Here is a 14794-nt window from a genome sequence, read left to right as displayed (position 1 = left end):
GCGTCATTGCATTGACGCAGGGGATTTTTTACATACCTTTTCTATTCCTGCTCGATTAATTTCGCTAATAAACCCCTTAAAAATAGATTGATCGATAAAATAGTCTTTTTATTTTTTAGTCATTCATAACTTGAACCTTATTCTATAACCTCCCATTATCATATTCGTTTCTACTTAGCATATATTTTATCAATTATGCCTCGGCATAAAGAATATATAGGGTGGAGGAATTTTGCAGTTGAGTGCAATGATACTTGGTGGTTTTCTTTTTTTTAGCGCTAGCATAGGAGGAGCTCTAGCTTGGATATTCTCTAGGCTATTCCAACATACAACCCATGGATTATCATTACTATGTGGGGGATTTTTAGTTGGCTTACTTGTAGTAGACGTTATTCCTTCTTCTTTCCAACTATACCAATCACTCGGCCTTTTACTTGGCATTTTGTTGGGCTATTTAATGTTTGAAGTACTTAATAGTTTATTTCACACTTCCCATACTCAAAATCCCTCAGTATCACTACTAGCAATCGCTATCATTATCCACACTATTCCAATGAGTCTTACGATCGGACAGTTATTAGGGAATGCCGCATTAAGTATTACGCTAACAGCTTCTATTATTCTACATCATCTACCAGAAGGTTTTGCACTTTCAACAGCATTACTATCACAAGGAGAAAGGCTTTGGAGACTCTTTATTTATTTTATAGCATTTTCGATTTTCTTTAGTACTTTTATACAGATCGGCCAATATTGGGAGTTATCTGATAAAGCACAGGGAGTACTAATGGGCGTATCAATTGGGTTAATCGCAACCGCCAGTATTTCGGAATTTATTTTGCATCATATTCGTTCAGTTACGCTGAAATCCCTTATAGCATACGTTTTATTAGGATATTTATTAAGCCACGTATTTCATATGCTGGTCGAATAAAAAAGCAATCCACCCAATATTGTGGATTGCTTCTTTTTTATTATTCGTCGTCACCAACTAACATTAATGTTAGTGTTAGGATTTTAGAGAATTGTGCACGTGTAAGGTTACCTTTTGGATTAAATTGACCGTTTGTTCCATCAACAACACCTAATTGCTTTAATAATCCGATTGCTTCAACCGTTTCCTTACGCATTTTGTTTTTGTCTGTAAATGGGTTATTTTTGCTAACCTTACTTACATCATATTCCATTGCTTCTAAATAACTTGCTGTTACATATGCCATTTCCTCACGCGTAACAGGTTTATATGGTTCAAATTTAGCGCCATCAAAAATATCGATTAAGCCATATTCCTCTAAAATCGCTACTTCCTTCGCACCCGGGTATTTTGCCAAATCTTTATATGTAGCAGGACCTTCATAATCTTTATTCACATCTAACCCAGAAGCACGGAAAATCATAGAAGCTAATTGTCCACGTGTTACTTGTCCATTCGGATTAAATGTTGAAGAAGTTGTACCCTTTATAATGTCTGCTTGGAACAGTAATTGGATATAGCCCTCAGCCCAATGTCCAATAGTATCCGTGAAGTAACCGCCTGGTTTTAACTTGAAATCATCTTCCTGCATTGATCCTACAAATGCATTCAAATCTTTATCACTTAAAGCTTGCCATTTTCCTTCAGCATAAACCTCTGCCTTAAATGTATTTCCAGATGGAGTAAATTTCATTTGAATAACTTCACCAAAAAGCTCTTTAAATTCTTTTTGCTCCTGTGCAGTCATTTTATTCGTTTTCAATAGTCCTTGTAACGAAAGCTTTAATGTTATACTATTTTTCGTCGCGACTACTGACATTTCTTTATCTTCATATGCTAATTTAGCGATTACTAGTGTTTTATAAAGATCTTGGTAAGTCATTGATTGCACTTGTTTAGTCGCTGCAACTGCCTGTTTAGGGTGGATAAAGCTAGCAACATCTACAGTTTCTTGTGCATTTGCTTGTAACCCAAAACCTCCTGTCAAACATGCAATACTAAGCGCTCCAGCTAAAAATGTTTTCTTCATCATTCTTTCCCCTTTCAATTCATAAATTCAGTTTACTAAAATAATCATTAGTAAATCTATAAAAATATGTAAATTATTCAAAATTATAAAAAAGTCCTATTTTTCATAAAATAAAAAGTTACTAAATCACAAGTAAACTTAAAATAATTTATGACATAATTTCTACAGTGAATCGGTTAATTTCCTCAACAATTCTACTGAAATGTATCAATATTCTTCATTTTGAATAAACATCCTATCTTTATTTGTCTAGGAAAAATAGTAAATCTATTTTTCTATTAGTAGGTATAAAGTGATACTAGCAAACGCCCATTCATGCTCTACAACTCATATTTGCATAGGATATAGGGATACTCCACATTTACGATTTTGCCTTTGGATTCTATCAAAACACTAATTATCTTTTAAGGGATGAAATGTCACTTTCTCGAGTGGCATTTTTTTATTGTTATTAGGCCATACTTGAATGATTATGTAATTTGCATCAGCGTAAATTTTTATAGCATTATAATAATTGAGGCTTTCATTTGATTTTCCAATGTTGAAAGCAGTAGTATGGAGTTGTGATAAGGGATACATCAAATATCCATATAATTATATTAGTGTAACAATTTCAAAGGAGGAATTTAGGATGAATTATCAAAATATTACAGTTGCAGGTAGCGGTGTTCTTGGTAGTCAAATTGCTTATCAATCAGCTTTTAAAGGATTTAATGTAACCGTTTACGACATTAATGATGAGGCATTAAAAAATGCACAAGATCGTATTTCAAATTTAAAACCATTATATCAACAAGATTTAGGTGCGACTCAAGAAGAAGTGGATGCTGCATATGCACGTTTATCATTTAATAGTGATTTATCGGAAGCGGTTGCAAATGCTGATCTTGTGATTGAGGCGATTCCTGAAGTTGTTAAAATTAAAACAGAATTTTACACAAATCTTGGCAAAGTGGCCCCTGCTAAAACAATCTTTGCGACAAACTCATCAACGTTATTACCAAGCCAATTTGCAGAAGCAACTGGCCGTCCAGAGAAGTTTTTAGCACTTCACTTTGCAAATACGATTTGGAAAAACAACACAGCCGAAATTATGAAACACCCAGGCACTGATATGAAAGTCTTCGATGAGATCGTAGAATTTGCACGTGCAATCGGCATGGTTCCACTTCCATTATATAAAGAACAACCAGGCTATATTTTAAATACATTACTAGTGCCATTTTTAGATGCTGCTGAATCACTATTAGTAAAAGAAGTAGCAGACCCAGAAACGATCGACAAAACATGGATGATCGGAACAGGTGCACCACTAGGTCCATTTGCCATCCTTGATATTATCGGTATTACTACTGCTCTCAACATTATAGAAGCGAAAGCCGCTGCTACTGGTGAAGAAAACTATAAAAAATTAGCCAACTTTTTAAAAACAGAGTATATCGAAAAAGGCAAACTAGGCCGCGCAACAGGTGAAGGCTTCTATAAATATCCAAATCCAAACTTCGCAAAACCTGATTTCCTAAAAGGCTAATCAATCAAAAAACGATGTGCATAGTGTTTTCGCTATGTACATCGTTTTTTATTTTTTCAAGGTGTCGACATCGGTTGCGATTTAAAGTGATCGAGTGGCTTTTCATCAGCTCGGGTTGGTCGCGAATGTGATCGGGTCGTGCCTCAATCCGCTCGGGTTGGACGCAAATGTGATCGGGTCACTACTTCATCCGCTCGGGTTCGCTGCAAATGTGATCGGCTCGCTATTAATTAATTAGGTTGCCAGCTCGATTCATCTACGTAGACAGTTCACGAGAAAAAGTCCCAAAAACTAGGCGCATCTTGAAATTTTACTGTAGCAAGCTTTTCTATAATTTTTAATTTAATTTCCTGCTCCAAGTCTTCCCTTTCTTGATAATCTGTATTGTGTAAACAATGTTTAATTTTAGGTATGAAATTCTCTATAATTGTTAGAGTCTCTTCGTTATGTTGGTTTTCTAAATATGCCATAGGTTAGTCCCCCTTTATTTGAGTGTATTACCTGAGTTTATTTAAAGCCTTCCTGTGAAGGTTTGATATATTTTGTGGAGTTGTTTGTAATGTTTGGGCTATTTCTTTTATAGAAAGCTCTTTTACATAAATCATCTCTAAAATTTGGAGCTGTCTAACCGTTAGTTTTTGTAAGGATTTTAAAAGTTGTTCATCCTCAATATGGTCTAATAGCCCTTTCCCAACTATATGATCAAGCTCTTTTTCATGGCTTGTATCTTCTATTTGCTCGATTGCAGTCGTTCCACCTTCTTCAGATAAGCCCTTATCTAATATTAATAAAGTATGCTTTTGCAGCTTTCTCCTTTTTTTATCAAAATCTAAACTAAAGAAATAAATTAAATTACTAACGTATTTGATTTTCCTAACATTTATATAGTGAGATTGGAAAGATTCATCAACGCGTTTTTTATTACTATCAGTTGGACATAAGATCGCCTTTTGCACCAAATACAGATTTTTAGAATCCGACAAAAAGCTTTTAATAATCGGATTATTGACCTGTTCATTATTCCTATAGAAGAATTCCTCTATTTTTTGATTATCTTTCTCCATGTAATAAACCCTCCTATATATCCGCCTTCTTTCTATATAAAGTGAATGTACTATCTATATTATAAACCAAAATAAGAACAAATGTTCCTATTCAAAGATAAAAAAATCACCTTTATAGACAAAAAGGTGATTCAACAATAGACATGAAACCGGGACAAAATAATATTTTTTAACAGTTAAGTTGTGTTTCTATAGAAAGACATCTCTTTACATTTTATAGTGTTTAAATGTTGGTGTTCGTACCAAGCAATAAGGGATTATCAGAGGAGGTTGATTTACATGATAGTACCAGAGAATGTTTCAATGTGGATTAGCTTAATAGGAAATTTTGGGTTTCCAATTGCCTTAACAGTTTATCTGTTCATTCGATTTGAACGGAAAATAGATAAATTAGAATCTGTCATCATGGAGTTATCCGAAGTGATAAAATCTCTTCATTTCAAAAAAGGTGGGTGATTTTGTTGTAATTTATTGCTAAAAAGTTTATCTTTTCAGTATGATTGTAAATATATGAGAGAAGTAAAAGTTGGAATATATTTACAAAAGTTTATAAAACCCTATCATATACATCACCTCTTTGTTTTATAATAAAACAAAAAGGTGATGTATATAAGATACTATTCAATAGGCGAATTTTCCGAATTGATAGGGAAAACAACGCAAACCTTAAGAAATTGGGATAAACAAGGGTTTTTAAGCCACATCATGTGGCTGATAGTGGTTATAGATATTACTCTCAAGAACAACTCCATCACTTCTTAGGCATTAAAAGTGAAGCTCAATTAAATAAAATGGTAATAGGATATTGTAGAGTTGGTTCACACAAGCAAAAAGGTGACTTAGAAAGACAAATTGATAACGTAAAAATATATATGCTTACTAAGGTTATCAATTTGAAATCATCACAAAAATTGGCAGTGGGATTAACTACAATAAAAAAGGATTAAACAAACTAATAGACAAAGTTACTAATTCTGAAGTTGAAAATCAATCCAAATCGTAACCGTTTTTAGTTGTAGACTTCAAGGGAAAAGTGCAAATAAAGCCAAGAAGATGATGAAGGAGTTGATGGAAAATGATACTTGCGAAGAAAGTGAGGATAAAGCCAACTAAAGAACAGGAATCTCAGCTTTGGAAATCTGTTGGAACAGCGCGGTGGGCATATAACTGGACATTAGGAAAACAAGAAGAAAATCACAAAAACGGCGGTAAATTTATATCTGATGGCATCCTTCGTAAAGAATTGACTGTTATGAAACAAACGGAAGAGTATGCTTGGTTGTATGATGTATCAAATAATATTACAAAGCAAGCGGTCAAAGATGCTTGTGATGCGTATAAGAAATTCTTTAAGAAACAAGCAGATAAACCACGTTTTAAAAGCAAGAAGAAATCAAAACCGTCTTTTTACAATGATCACGTCAAACTCAAAGTTAGAAAGAATGAAGTCTTGATTGAAAAAGTTGGTTGGGTTCAAACATCTGAACAAATACCAATGGGTGTAAAGTACTTCAATCCAAGAATCACCTCTGATAGTAAGTACTGGTATCTGTCTGTGGGGATTGAAGAAGCGACAAAGACAACGGCATTAACGGATGTTTCACTAGGAATTGATGTTGGCGTGAAAGAATTAGCGGTATGCTCAGATGGTAGAAAGTTTAAAAATACTAACAAAACAAAAGCAGTAAAAAAGGCAGAGAAACGCCTTCGTCGGTTGCAGCGTCAAGTTTCTAGAAAATATCAAATGAATAAGGAGGGAAGCCGTTTCGTCAAAACAAGCAACATTATAAAAATCGAAAGTCAGATACAACATCTACACAGACGATTACAAAATATACGTAAAAATCACATTCATCAAACAACTAACACTATCGTGAAAACCAAGCCTAGCAAAGTTGTGATGGAAAATTTAAATGTAAGAGGTATGTTGAAAAATCGTCATTTATCCAAAGCTCTTGCTAATCAAAAATTGTATGAATTCATTCGCCAAATGAAATATAAATGTGAGAAATATGGTATTGAGTTCGTACAAGTGCATCGCTTCTTCCCATCATCTAAAACATGTTCAAGTTGTGGAACAATTAAGAAAGACTTAAAACTATCTGACCGAGTATATAAGTGTTCTTGCGGTCATGTGATGGATAGGGATTTAAATGCATCATTAAATCTAGCAAACTATGGAAAATTAACAGTTTAACCATTTTCAAGACACTGTTAATATGTACGATTCGTTGTATCGGAATTTACGCCCTCGGAGTGTTATACCAAACGAGAGTAGCTTCGGCAAAATCGGACACGTAGAACAGGGAAATAAACATACTTTATAGATTTTTATAAGGTTTTGGCAACGGGGAAATTTTATGATAGCCTACAGGAGAATTGCTGTACTATATTTTCTTATTATGTTCTTGAGCATTTTTATTGCCACACAGATGAACAGTATATTAACTGGTGTATTGATTCTTGCTTTTTTGTATTGGTTTTTTATTGGTTTTCCTTATTTATTACAAGAAAAGTTTAGGTTTTTCGAGGTATGTTGGAGCTGGTTAACGAAAGGTGGCAGAATAGGCCCTAGAAATTAAAAATTCACCCTTTTAATTAACTGAATATTCCAAATCAAAATGAACTTTGTTCCAATTGATCCCATTCATTTTCTAAGGTCTTTATCAAATTTTTATTTCAAGCATACTATACATCAATAAAAGGATCGATTGGAGGCAATTATGACTAGCAGCAATAAAATTGCATCGACCAATATTGTGTTGTCAATTTTACTTGTTCTAGGTATTACTTTTCATTATTTTTACAATCAATCACCCATTCAAATTGAACGCTTAGGTATTTTAGGGTTATGGCTAGCATGTCCATTATCAATCATCAATATCGTCCTGAGTGTAAAGCTACTGAAACATAAAACGAGCAAACGCTAATAGCTTCGTCACGTTTATGATGGTGGCGATCGCCATAAATACAAGACTCCAAATAGAGGTTAACATGCTATTTGGAGTTTTTCATTTTAAAGAAATAACACCATATAATCTTCATCAAAATATTGCTGATCTATTTTTAATGCCCTCTTCTCCGTTCCAAAAACCTCAAAACCTAAAGAACAATACAGACCTTTTGCTGAAGCATTCGTGGATACAACCGATAGAGTAAGCTGCTCCACTCCCTTTAACTCTCTCGCCTTGTTAATGGCTTCAACCATTAAACGCTTGCCAATGCCAAGTCCACGCTTTTTCGGAGAAACATAAACAGCAAAGATGGCGGCTTTGTGCTTTAACTTAAGCTTGCTTTCCTGCACTAACGTCGCAACGCCCACTAATTCTTCATGATCAAATACCCCTAGTGTATAAGAAGATTCAAACCTGCTGGCAAAAAACTCAATCGGATTATCCTTTACCTCCTCAAAGCTGGAGCCAAATGCCTCAGGACTATTTTGTAGTGCTTCTAATCTTAAATTTCGATAGGCTTCAGCATCTGCAGCTGTTAAAAGTCTACTATTCATGTATTCCCCCCCTACAATACTTTTCAGACAATTATAAAAAGACTTTCATGTACTTTCAACACAAAGTTTCCTAAAATAGGAATAACAGCATAAAGGAGAATCTAAAATATGAAATCTAACAGTATAGCGCATCATTTTCATACATTACAGGAGCAGCGAGCTCACTACCTACCTCGCATTCATTCACTCTCGCAGGAACAACTATGGCATCGTGAGAAAGAAGGGAAATGGTCTATCGGTGAACACTTCTTTCACCTTTATCTAATCCTCAAAATGCTTAAAAATGCAACAAAGTTATCCTTACTACTGACGCCTTACGCTAAAATGCGAAGAAACAAACCATTCGCTACTGAAATACATGATATTTACGAGGAATATAAAAAGAAAAAGGGACGAGGCATGAGAGCACCAGGAATATTAGTGCCTCCCTCCAACATACGTTTTACGCTGAGCAGCGACGAAATTGAACAAATACTAGTAAACGAAACGAACGCCATGCAAAAATTAGTAAAAAATATCGAGGAGGATATTGCCGGGCATATTGTCTTCCCAGATCCTATCGCGCACTATCCCAACCTTATACAATCTATCCAGCTACTTGCTATTCACGAAAAGCATCATTTTAGAATAATAGAGGAGCAATATAATGAATTAATTGCCACTGGCGAAGTTTTAATCTAAACGATATTGCAATTAGAAGATTTTATTTAGGAAAAGAGGTTAGAAATATGATTATTTTAGGAAATGTTGTGGATGATCAAGGTAGATGTAAACACTATTCTACTAAACAAGATACTATTTCCATTAAGTTTAAATGTTGTGGAGAGTATTACCCTTGCTATAAATGTCATGAAGAAAATACAGATCATAACATTCAGCCCTGGAAGCAAGAGGATTTTGATGAAAAGGCCATTTTTTGTGGTGTATGTAAAAATATTTTAACCATTCATGAATATATAAATAGCTCAACATGTAAGCATTGTCATACTCTTTTTAATCCAAATTGCAGTAAGCATTTTCATATATACTTTGGGTCGTATAAGAATTCTACATGTAGTTTTTAATTATATGTTCATTCATCATATCCTTAATTAAATAAAGTGTTTAAAAAAGCCTTTGAAGAGCTAGTTTCTTCAAGGTTTTTTCTTTTTATAGTTTGTTAGTCTCGAAAACATCTACATCTAATTTCAACACCAAAATATTGATAGTATGTCAGTTATCTACAAAAGTCGATACATTAGTTAAAAACGATAAGAAACTCCTTAAATATCAAGGATAAATGATTTAGAACGCGGAACTCTCACATAAAGAATAACTACCTGAAACAGAAAAAGATAACAATTGTCAGCAAATTCTGACATTGATTATTGACTCAGTGTCACTTTTATTTTAGTATAGGCTTATATTCAAAGTTTTATAAATACTAGAAAGAAGTTGATTGATGGAACGCACTATTTAAACAAAGGGGCTGAAAAAATGGTTAATAACAATCATAATATGGATGACATCATGGAACGGGAGCAAGGTCTGAATAAAGGACTATCCACGAAGCAAATTACGATGATAGCCATCGGTGGAGCAATCGGAACTGGTTTATTTCTAGGTAGTAGCTTAGCAATTGGTCTTGCTGGTCCAAGTGTTATTCTTAGCTATTCAGTCGGTGCTGTTATCGCATTATTATTGATGGGCTGTCTTGCAGAAATGACGGTAGCTCATCCTACAACAGGATCCTTCGGTGCATATGCTGAAAAATATGTGAATTCATGGGCTGGCTTTACTATTCGATATGCTTATTGGTTTTCGTTAATCTGTTCAATTGGAACAGAGGTTACGGCCGTTGCACTTTACATGAATTACTGGTTCCCAAGCGTACCAAATGCTGTTTGGATTATATTGTTTGCTGCTATACTGCTTTATGTAAACGCTACCACTGTTAAATTATTTGGTGTCGTAGAATATTGGTTCTCTGTTGTTAAAATCGTTGCGATTGTTGGTTTTATCATATTAGCTTCTTTCGTTATTTTCGGTGCAGATGCCTCATCAAATATCGGCATCCAAAACTATGTCAATGATCGCGGATTTTTCCCAAATGGTTTCTGGGGTATGTGGATGGGGATTTTTGTTTCTTTATTTAGTTATTTAAGCATTGAAATGATAGCCGTTAGCGCTGGTGAAGCTGAAGATCCAAAGAAGGCTGTTCCAATCGCGTTAAAATCAGCTATCATTCGTCTGATTTTGTTCTATATCCTTACGCTTGCACTTATGCTAATGATCGTTCCTTGGGGAATGGCAGGGACAGACAAGAGCCCATTCGTGAAAGTAATGGAAATATTAAATATTCCAGGGGCAGCATCTGTCATGAATTTTGTCGTTTTAATCGCCGCACTTTCTGCTATGAATAGTCAGTTGTACATCTCAACACGTATGGTGTTCTCGCTCTCACGTGGTGGCTTTGCACCAAAGAAACTAGGCGAGCTAAACAAAAGACAAGTACCCACGAAGGCATTATTTGCATCAGTTATCGGTATTGTGATCGCCGCTGCATTTTCGATTTTTAAGCCCGAATCAGCCTTGTCACTAATGATTTCTATATCAAGCTTTGGAGCAATGTTCGCATGGTTTATGATTTTTATTACTCATCTATTTTTCCGTAAAAAATATAAAGCGGTCGATGGCGAAAAACTGCCGGTACGAATGATTGGGTATCCTTATTTAACAATCCTAGGTGCCGTTCTATTAGCTTCTGTTGTACTATCAACATGGTTCTCACCAGACTTTAGGCCAACCCTGCTCGTTGGCTTCCCAAGTCTCCTCGTTATTTCCATCGGCTACATTGTTTGGAAAAGAGTAACCGAAGCGAAGAGTCGTTTAATGGCTAATGAGCCGGAAGAAGAGCAAGTAAAAATGACTTAGATAAAAAATACCTTCAAGTTTGAACACTTTAAGTCAAACTTGAAGGTATTTTTTAGCGACTGTCTTCTCGATAGAAAACCTTAAAAATGCTTTTCCATAGCTAGCACTTCTTGTACGCGGAAAAGCATGAGCCTCACAAGACTCATGCCTAAAGATTCGTCCTATTAAAATAACATCGTTTTACTTCCTTAATTTCTTTACACTTTCTCGTTATGCTACCACTTCACGTTCGTTTTTGAATTGCTCATATAATTTTTCATCCATAATTGCTTTTAAAATTTGAACAACTTCATATACTTCCTCAAATGTGTTATAAAGCGCTACCGGCGCAATACGAATGCCATTCGGCGCTCTAAAATCAGGAATAACTCCCTTCATCTTCAAAGCCTTACAAATACGAGCCGAATCCGCATGTGTAATAAAGACATGACCGCCGCGTAGTTCATTGCTCACCGGGCAATTTAATTCAAAATCGTATTCACTTAAATATTGCTTGTATAGCTGAATGAAGTACCCTGTTAGCTGGATCGATTTCTCCCGAATACGGTGAATCCCCGCTTCATTAAAGACTTCAAGCGCACCTAGAAGCGGTGCTAAGCTTAATACATGCGGTGTACCCATTTGATAGGCGCTCACATTATTTGCTTGTATAAGACTCGTTTCCATATCAAATTGCTTCTCTTTATCAGAGCTGAACCAACCTGCTAGCCCTGGCTTCGTACCAAAATGCTTTTCGTGCACGAATAAACCAGCAACAGCACCTGGGCCACCGTTTAAATGCTTATAGTTACACCAAAAGGCAAAGTCAACATCCCAGTCATGTAGTGAGTGCTCAACTGAACCAACTGAGTGGCACAGGTCAAAGCCGATTACAATACCACGCTTATGCGCCTCTTTTGTTAGCGCTTTCAAATCAAGTATTTGACCACTACGATATAACACCCCCGGCAGGATGATCAATGCCACATCATCAGTCATCGCTGCAACAATATCCTCATGCGTATAACAGTGCCCGTCCTGACTACGTACATATTGAATATGATCCTCGATATTTTCATAGTGCATCCCCAGCTGACTTTGCACTGCATATAAGTCTGTTGGAAAATTCAATTCATCTATTACTATTTTCGTTTTTTTGCCTGTTGGCTTATAAAACGTTGCAATCATTTGATGCAGATTTACAGTAGTTGAGCCTGTAGCAATGACCTCTTCGGGCTTCGCACCAACGATCTTTGAAAGCTGTACGCCCACCTGCTCCGACAAATAAAACCAAGGATTCTCTCCTTGTGTCCATCCATCAATGCCATGCTGCTTCCAAGTTTCTAAAAGTGTTAGCAAACTTGCCTCTGCCCTCTTCGATAATAGCCCTAATGAGTTACCATCGAAATAGATCTTTTCTGGCTGAATATAAAATTGCTCTCTAAATTGTTTTAAATCATCATTTTTGTCTAAAAAAGTTGCGTATTCTCTTGTTGGATTAAATTCCATTATAAACACCCCTCTTTTGAAATGATGGCAGCATCGTAACTTTTTACTACCTTATACCCATCTTATCAAAAAGTGACACAGTGTCAATATTTTTAACAAAAGAATTTCCGTACTCTAAATATAGTTTTTGAGGCACAAAACAGAAAAAACCTCCAACAAAGGAGGTTAATCTGTATAAAGACCTTCAATATAAAAATGGACGATTAAATCTACATTCTGTTCAATGGAAACGTTTGGATCTTGCAGGCAACGCCATAGTAAATTCTCATTAATGTGATACCACATATGTGCAACATCCTTGGCATTAAGATGGTGCTTCGCAATATTATTATTTTGCACATATAAAATATCCTTCTCAATATGATCAATAAAATGCTGCTGAACAAGAGACCATTTTTCTCGAACCTCCTCTGAAACACCAATCGCCTCAAGCACTAACCTCATTAGTTTTTCATTTTCAATGCCTTGCTTATTGAAAGCCTTTACCTGATATATAATTTGCTCCCTTGCCTCTTCCTTCGATTTCGGAACAAAGCTCAGCATCGCAATATTGTACATTTTCTCAAGCAGTGAATCGATAATCTCTATTAAAAGTGCATCCTTATTCGAAAAATATACATAGGCCGTACCATGCCCCACTCCAGCTTCTTTAATAATTTGCTTCATCGTCGACTTCTGAAAGCCCTGTTCAAAAAATACCCTCTTGCCTGCCTCTATCAATGTATTACGCGTTTCACGAGCACGATCCTGCTTAATCTGACTACAGTTCTTCATAATTCACCAACTTCCAAATTCTATCTACCTCTATTATACAAAAATAACAAGGAGTTGGACATTTTGTAGAAGAAGTGTGGAGTCTACACAGAAATATTGATTTAGCAGCGTCGAAAACTACATAAAAAAGAACCGAAAAGATTCGATTCAGTGTTTATTCATATATTCCTAAATGGAGTTCCCTACAAAATGATTCTATCGTGTCACGCTCTTTTTTTGGCAATGCATCGTACTCAACCAGATATTGTGCCGAAAAGTCTTCTAGCTCCTGATAACTGACTTCTCTTGCCAGAACGATTCCATTGACCTCATTCGCCAATTGGTTTGCAGTCACAATATCCGTAAACGCAAAGGCCTGTTCTTCATCATCTGTGAATGGTTGAAGGTCAACTTCTCCCTGGTAATAGCGATTATCTACTTGCACTACGTAATATCTAATTGAATCCATTATACACCTCCCCAATTCATGATGTTCATTATATCCTTAAAAAGCGGATGAATACTCTTGTTAAAGATTCCTAAAGTAGCATTCGTAAAAACATTTCAAAATTCACGCCTGCTTCGCGTGGAATTTGTTCTTTCGATGTAGCTTCAATCGAAGCGGCTAAAAATGCTTCCGCAAGTTTCATTGATTCAACTAAATCCTGACCGCGCATCATGCCACCCATGATAACGGATGCAAACAAATCACCTGTGCCCGAATAGCTCTCGCCGTTGTATTCCCGAATGCTTGAAAATGAACGTTGTGCATCGACATACATATTGCCTACATAACGCTTGCTTGCATCTGCTGGCGGCGGATTCAAACCGGTAATAATGACGTTCGCACCAGTTGTCTGCTGTAGCTGATGGCCCGCTTCCTCTAACGCCTTTATATAATCTGCATCGTCTTGATAGCTTTGTAGCTTCTCATAGGACAAACCTGTAAGCAGACAGCATTCTGTAATATTGGGTGTAATAATATCTGCACACTTCACGAGCGCTTTCATACGATCAAGCAACTCGCCTGTATACATTTTATAGACTTCGCCCAAATCGCCCATGACCGGATCGACAAGCAACGTCGTTTCACTCGAATGAAACACATTTAAAAATCGAAAAATATTATCGATTTGCTCCTTGCCTGTCACAAAGCCAGTATGTATGCCATCAAAGGTCGCGCCAAGTTTGCTCCACTCATCCACAAAATAGTCCATCTTTGACGTCAAATCCTCACAATAAAAACTCGAATACCCGGTTTGCGCCGTTAAAATTGCAGTTGGTAATGGTACCGCCTGAACCCCCATCACTGACAGCACAGGCATCGCAGCCGTTAACGAGCACTTCCCAAAGGATGACATATCCTGAATTACAGCAACTTTTTTCATCAAACTCCCCACCTAACTGTCTTGCTTGTCTTCTCTTCATCGTATCATACTTAGAAAGATGCGAAAATGCGTACTCTTATATAAAAACAAACTGACCTTTAATATTTTTATCAAATTGGCACTTTTACAATAGTCAGTCCTTTGTT

At 36.0% G+C, this 14794-nt stretch carries 16 protein-coding genes and 1 pseudogene; 9 read left to right on the top strand and 8 right to left on the bottom strand.

Features of this window, described 5'->3' with window-relative positions:
- The first annotated feature begins 247 nt into the window (after positions 1–247).
- Positions 248–934, top strand: coding sequence for a ZIP family metal transporter (locus MOK21_RS16240; protein ID WP_249075128.1), 687 nt, complete (start codon positions 248–250; stop codon positions 932–934).
- A gap of 40 nt (positions 935–974) precedes the next feature.
- Here MOK21_RS16240 and MOK21_RS16235 read toward each other — a convergent pair whose 3' ends face one another.
- Complete coding sequence (locus MOK21_RS16235; protein WP_249075035.1) at positions 975–2003, bottom strand: S-layer homology domain-containing protein; 1029 nt, start codon at positions 2001–2003, stop codon at positions 975–977.
- 631 nt (positions 2004–2634) lie between these two features.
- Here MOK21_RS16235 and MOK21_RS16230 point away from each other — a divergent pair.
- The gene (locus tag MOK21_RS16230; RefSeq protein ID WP_249075034.1) at positions 2635–3534 is read left to right on the top strand and encodes a 3-hydroxyacyl-CoA dehydrogenase; all 900 of its coding nucleotides are present in this window, start codon (positions 2635–2637) and stop codon (positions 3532–3534) included.
- A gap of 269 nt (positions 3535–3803) precedes the next feature.
- On the opposite strand, the gene MOK21_RS16225 is transcribed toward MOK21_RS16230, so the two are convergent.
- Both MOK21_RS16225 and MOK21_RS16220 read right to left on the bottom strand, forming a co-directional pair.
- Positions 3804–4004 (bottom strand): hypothetical protein, encoded by a 201-nt coding sequence (locus tag MOK21_RS16225; protein WP_249075033.1) that lies wholly within the window; start codon positions 4002–4004, stop codon positions 3804–3806.
- Positions 4005–4031: 27 nt separating this feature from the next.
- Positions 4032–4598 (bottom strand): sigma-70 family RNA polymerase sigma factor, encoded by a 567-nt coding sequence (locus tag MOK21_RS16220; RefSeq protein ID WP_249075032.1) that lies wholly within the window; start codon positions 4596–4598, stop codon positions 4032–4034.
- A gap of 279 nt (positions 4599–4877) precedes the next feature.
- On the opposite strand from MOK21_RS16220, the gene MOK21_RS16215 reads away from it, so the two are divergent.
- The 4 genes and pseudogenes from MOK21_RS16215 to MOK21_RS16200 all read left to right on the top strand — a co-directional run bounded on the left by MOK21_RS16215 (position 4878) and on the right by MOK21_RS16200 (position 7528).
- Positions 4878–5054, top strand: a complete 177-nt coding sequence (locus MOK21_RS16215; RefSeq protein ID WP_249075031.1) for a YvrJ family protein — start codon at positions 4878–4880, stop codon at positions 5052–5054.
- Between the two features lie 153 nt (positions 5055–5207).
- Positions 5208–5711 (top strand): annotated as a pseudogene (locus MOK21_RS16210) (IS607 family transposase).
- Positions 5674–6795 (top strand): RNA-guided endonuclease InsQ/TnpB family protein, encoded by a 1122-nt coding sequence (locus tag MOK21_RS16205; RefSeq protein ID WP_249075030.1) that lies wholly within the window; start codon positions 5674–5676, stop codon positions 6793–6795. Before MOK21_RS16210 ends, MOK21_RS16205 begins: the two are co-directional and overlap by 38 nt.
- A 526-nt stretch (positions 6796–7321) precedes the next feature.
- Entirely contained in the window at positions 7322–7528 is a 207-nt protein-coding gene (locus tag MOK21_RS16200; protein WP_249075029.1) for a hypothetical protein, read from the top strand.
- A gap of 86 nt (positions 7529–7614) precedes the next feature.
- On the opposite strand, the gene MOK21_RS16195 is transcribed toward MOK21_RS16200, so the two are convergent.
- The gene (locus MOK21_RS16195; protein ID WP_249075028.1) at positions 7615–8106 is read right to left on the bottom strand and encodes a GNAT family N-acetyltransferase; all 492 of its coding nucleotides are present in this window, start codon (positions 8104–8106) and stop codon (positions 7615–7617) included.
- A 108-nt stretch (positions 8107–8214) separates the two neighbouring features.
- Between MOK21_RS16195 and MOK21_RS16190 the strand changes: the two genes are divergently transcribed.
- The 3 genes from MOK21_RS16190 (at position 8215) to MOK21_RS16180 (ending at position 11019) form a co-directional block, all read left to right on the top strand.
- Positions 8215–8787, top strand: a complete 573-nt coding sequence (locus tag MOK21_RS16190; RefSeq protein WP_249075027.1) for a DinB family protein — start codon at positions 8215–8217, stop codon at positions 8785–8787.
- A gap of 47 nt (positions 8788–8834) precedes the next feature.
- Positions 8835–9170 (top strand): CHY zinc finger protein, encoded by a 336-nt coding sequence (locus MOK21_RS16185; RefSeq protein WP_249075026.1) that lies wholly within the window; start codon positions 8835–8837, stop codon positions 9168–9170.
- 412 nt (positions 9171–9582) lie between these two features.
- Positions 9583–11019, top strand: a complete 1437-nt coding sequence (locus MOK21_RS16180) for an amino acid permease (protein WP_249075025.1) — start codon at positions 9583–9585, stop codon at positions 11017–11019.
- A gap of 210 nt (positions 11020–11229) precedes the next feature.
- Here the strand turns inward: MOK21_RS16180 and kynU are convergent, their stop codons facing one another.
- The 4 genes from kynU to MOK21_RS16160 all read right to left on the bottom strand — a co-directional run bounded on the left by kynU (position 11230) and on the right by MOK21_RS16160 (position 14648).
- Positions 11230–12516, bottom strand: coding sequence for a kynureninase (kynU, locus tag MOK21_RS16175; protein WP_249075024.1), 1287 nt, complete (start codon positions 12514–12516; stop codon positions 11230–11232).
- A gap of 156 nt (positions 12517–12672) precedes the next feature.
- Complete coding sequence (locus MOK21_RS16170; protein WP_249075023.1) at positions 12673–13281, bottom strand: TetR/AcrR family transcriptional regulator; 609 nt, start codon at positions 13279–13281, stop codon at positions 12673–12675.
- Positions 13282–13435: 154 nt separating this feature from the next.
- Positions 13436–13729: a hypothetical protein gene (locus MOK21_RS16165; RefSeq protein ID WP_249075022.1), complete on the bottom strand. Its 294-nt coding sequence runs from the start codon at positions 13727–13729 to the stop codon at positions 13436–13438.
- Positions 13730–13799: 70 nt separating this feature from the next.
- Positions 13800–14648, bottom strand: coding sequence for a pyridoxamine kinase (locus MOK21_RS16160; protein ID WP_249075021.1), 849 nt, complete (start codon positions 14646–14648; stop codon positions 13800–13802).
- Between the last annotated feature and the right edge of the window lie 146 nt (positions 14649–14794).

The sequence above is a fragment of the Lysinibacillus sp. BPa_S21 genome (assembly GCF_023337795.1).
GTDB lineage: Bacteria > Bacillota > Bacilli > Bacillales_A > Planococcaceae > Lysinibacillus.
This window is presented reverse-complemented; position numbering and strand designations above follow the sequence as displayed.

What these genes read in the sequence shown, in the direction of transcription:
- MOK21_RS16240 (WP_249075128.1), top strand. Translation starts at nt 248, where the DNA reads ATGATACTTGGTGGTTTTCTTTTTTTTAGCGCTAGCATAGGAGGAGCT.
- MOK21_RS16235 (WP_249075035.1), bottom strand. Translation starts at nt 2,003, where the DNA reads ATGAAGAAAACATTTTTAGCTGGAGCGCTTAGTATTGCATGTTTGACA.
- MOK21_RS16230 (WP_249075034.1), top strand. Translation starts at nt 2,635, where the DNA reads ATGAATTATCAAAATATTACAGTTGCAGGTAGCGGTGTTCTTGGTAGT.
- MOK21_RS16225 (WP_249075033.1), bottom strand. Translation starts at nt 4,004, where the DNA reads ATGGCATATTTAGAAAACCAACATAACGAAGAGACTCTAACAATTATA.
- MOK21_RS16220 (WP_249075032.1), bottom strand. Translation starts at nt 4,598, where the DNA reads ATGGAGAAAGATAATCAAAAAATAGAGGAATTCTTCTATAGGAATAAT.
- MOK21_RS16215 (WP_249075031.1), top strand. Translation starts at nt 4,878, where the DNA reads ATGATAGTACCAGAGAATGTTTCAATGTGGATTAGCTTAATAGGAAAT.
- MOK21_RS16205 (WP_249075030.1), top strand. Translation starts at nt 5,674, where the DNA reads ATGATACTTGCGAAGAAAGTGAGGATAAAGCCAACTAAAGAACAGGAA.
- MOK21_RS16200 (WP_249075029.1), top strand. Translation starts at nt 7,322, where the DNA reads ATGACTAGCAGCAATAAAATTGCATCGACCAATATTGTGTTGTCAATT.
- MOK21_RS16195 (WP_249075028.1), bottom strand. Translation starts at nt 8,106, where the DNA reads ATGAATAGTAGACTTTTAACAGCTGCAGATGCTGAAGCCTATCGAAAT.
- MOK21_RS16190 (WP_249075027.1), top strand. Translation starts at nt 8,215, where the DNA reads ATGAAATCTAACAGTATAGCGCATCATTTTCATACATTACAGGAGCAG.
- MOK21_RS16185 (WP_249075026.1), top strand. Translation starts at nt 8,835, where the DNA reads ATGATTATTTTAGGAAATGTTGTGGATGATCAAGGTAGATGTAAACAC.
- MOK21_RS16180 (WP_249075025.1), top strand. Translation starts at nt 9,583, where the DNA reads ATGGTTAATAACAATCATAATATGGATGACATCATGGAACGGGAGCAA.
- MOK21_RS16170 (WP_249075023.1), bottom strand. Translation starts at nt 13,281, where the DNA reads ATGAAGAACTGTAGTCAGATTAAGCAGGATCGTGCTCGTGAAACGCGT.
- MOK21_RS16165 (WP_249075022.1), bottom strand. Translation starts at nt 13,729, where the DNA reads ATGGATTCAATTAGATATTACGTAGTGCAAGTAGATAATCGCTATTAC.
- MOK21_RS16160 (WP_249075021.1), bottom strand. Translation starts at nt 14,648, where the DNA reads ATGAAAAAAGTTGCTGTAATTCAGGATATGTCATCCTTTGGGAAGTGC.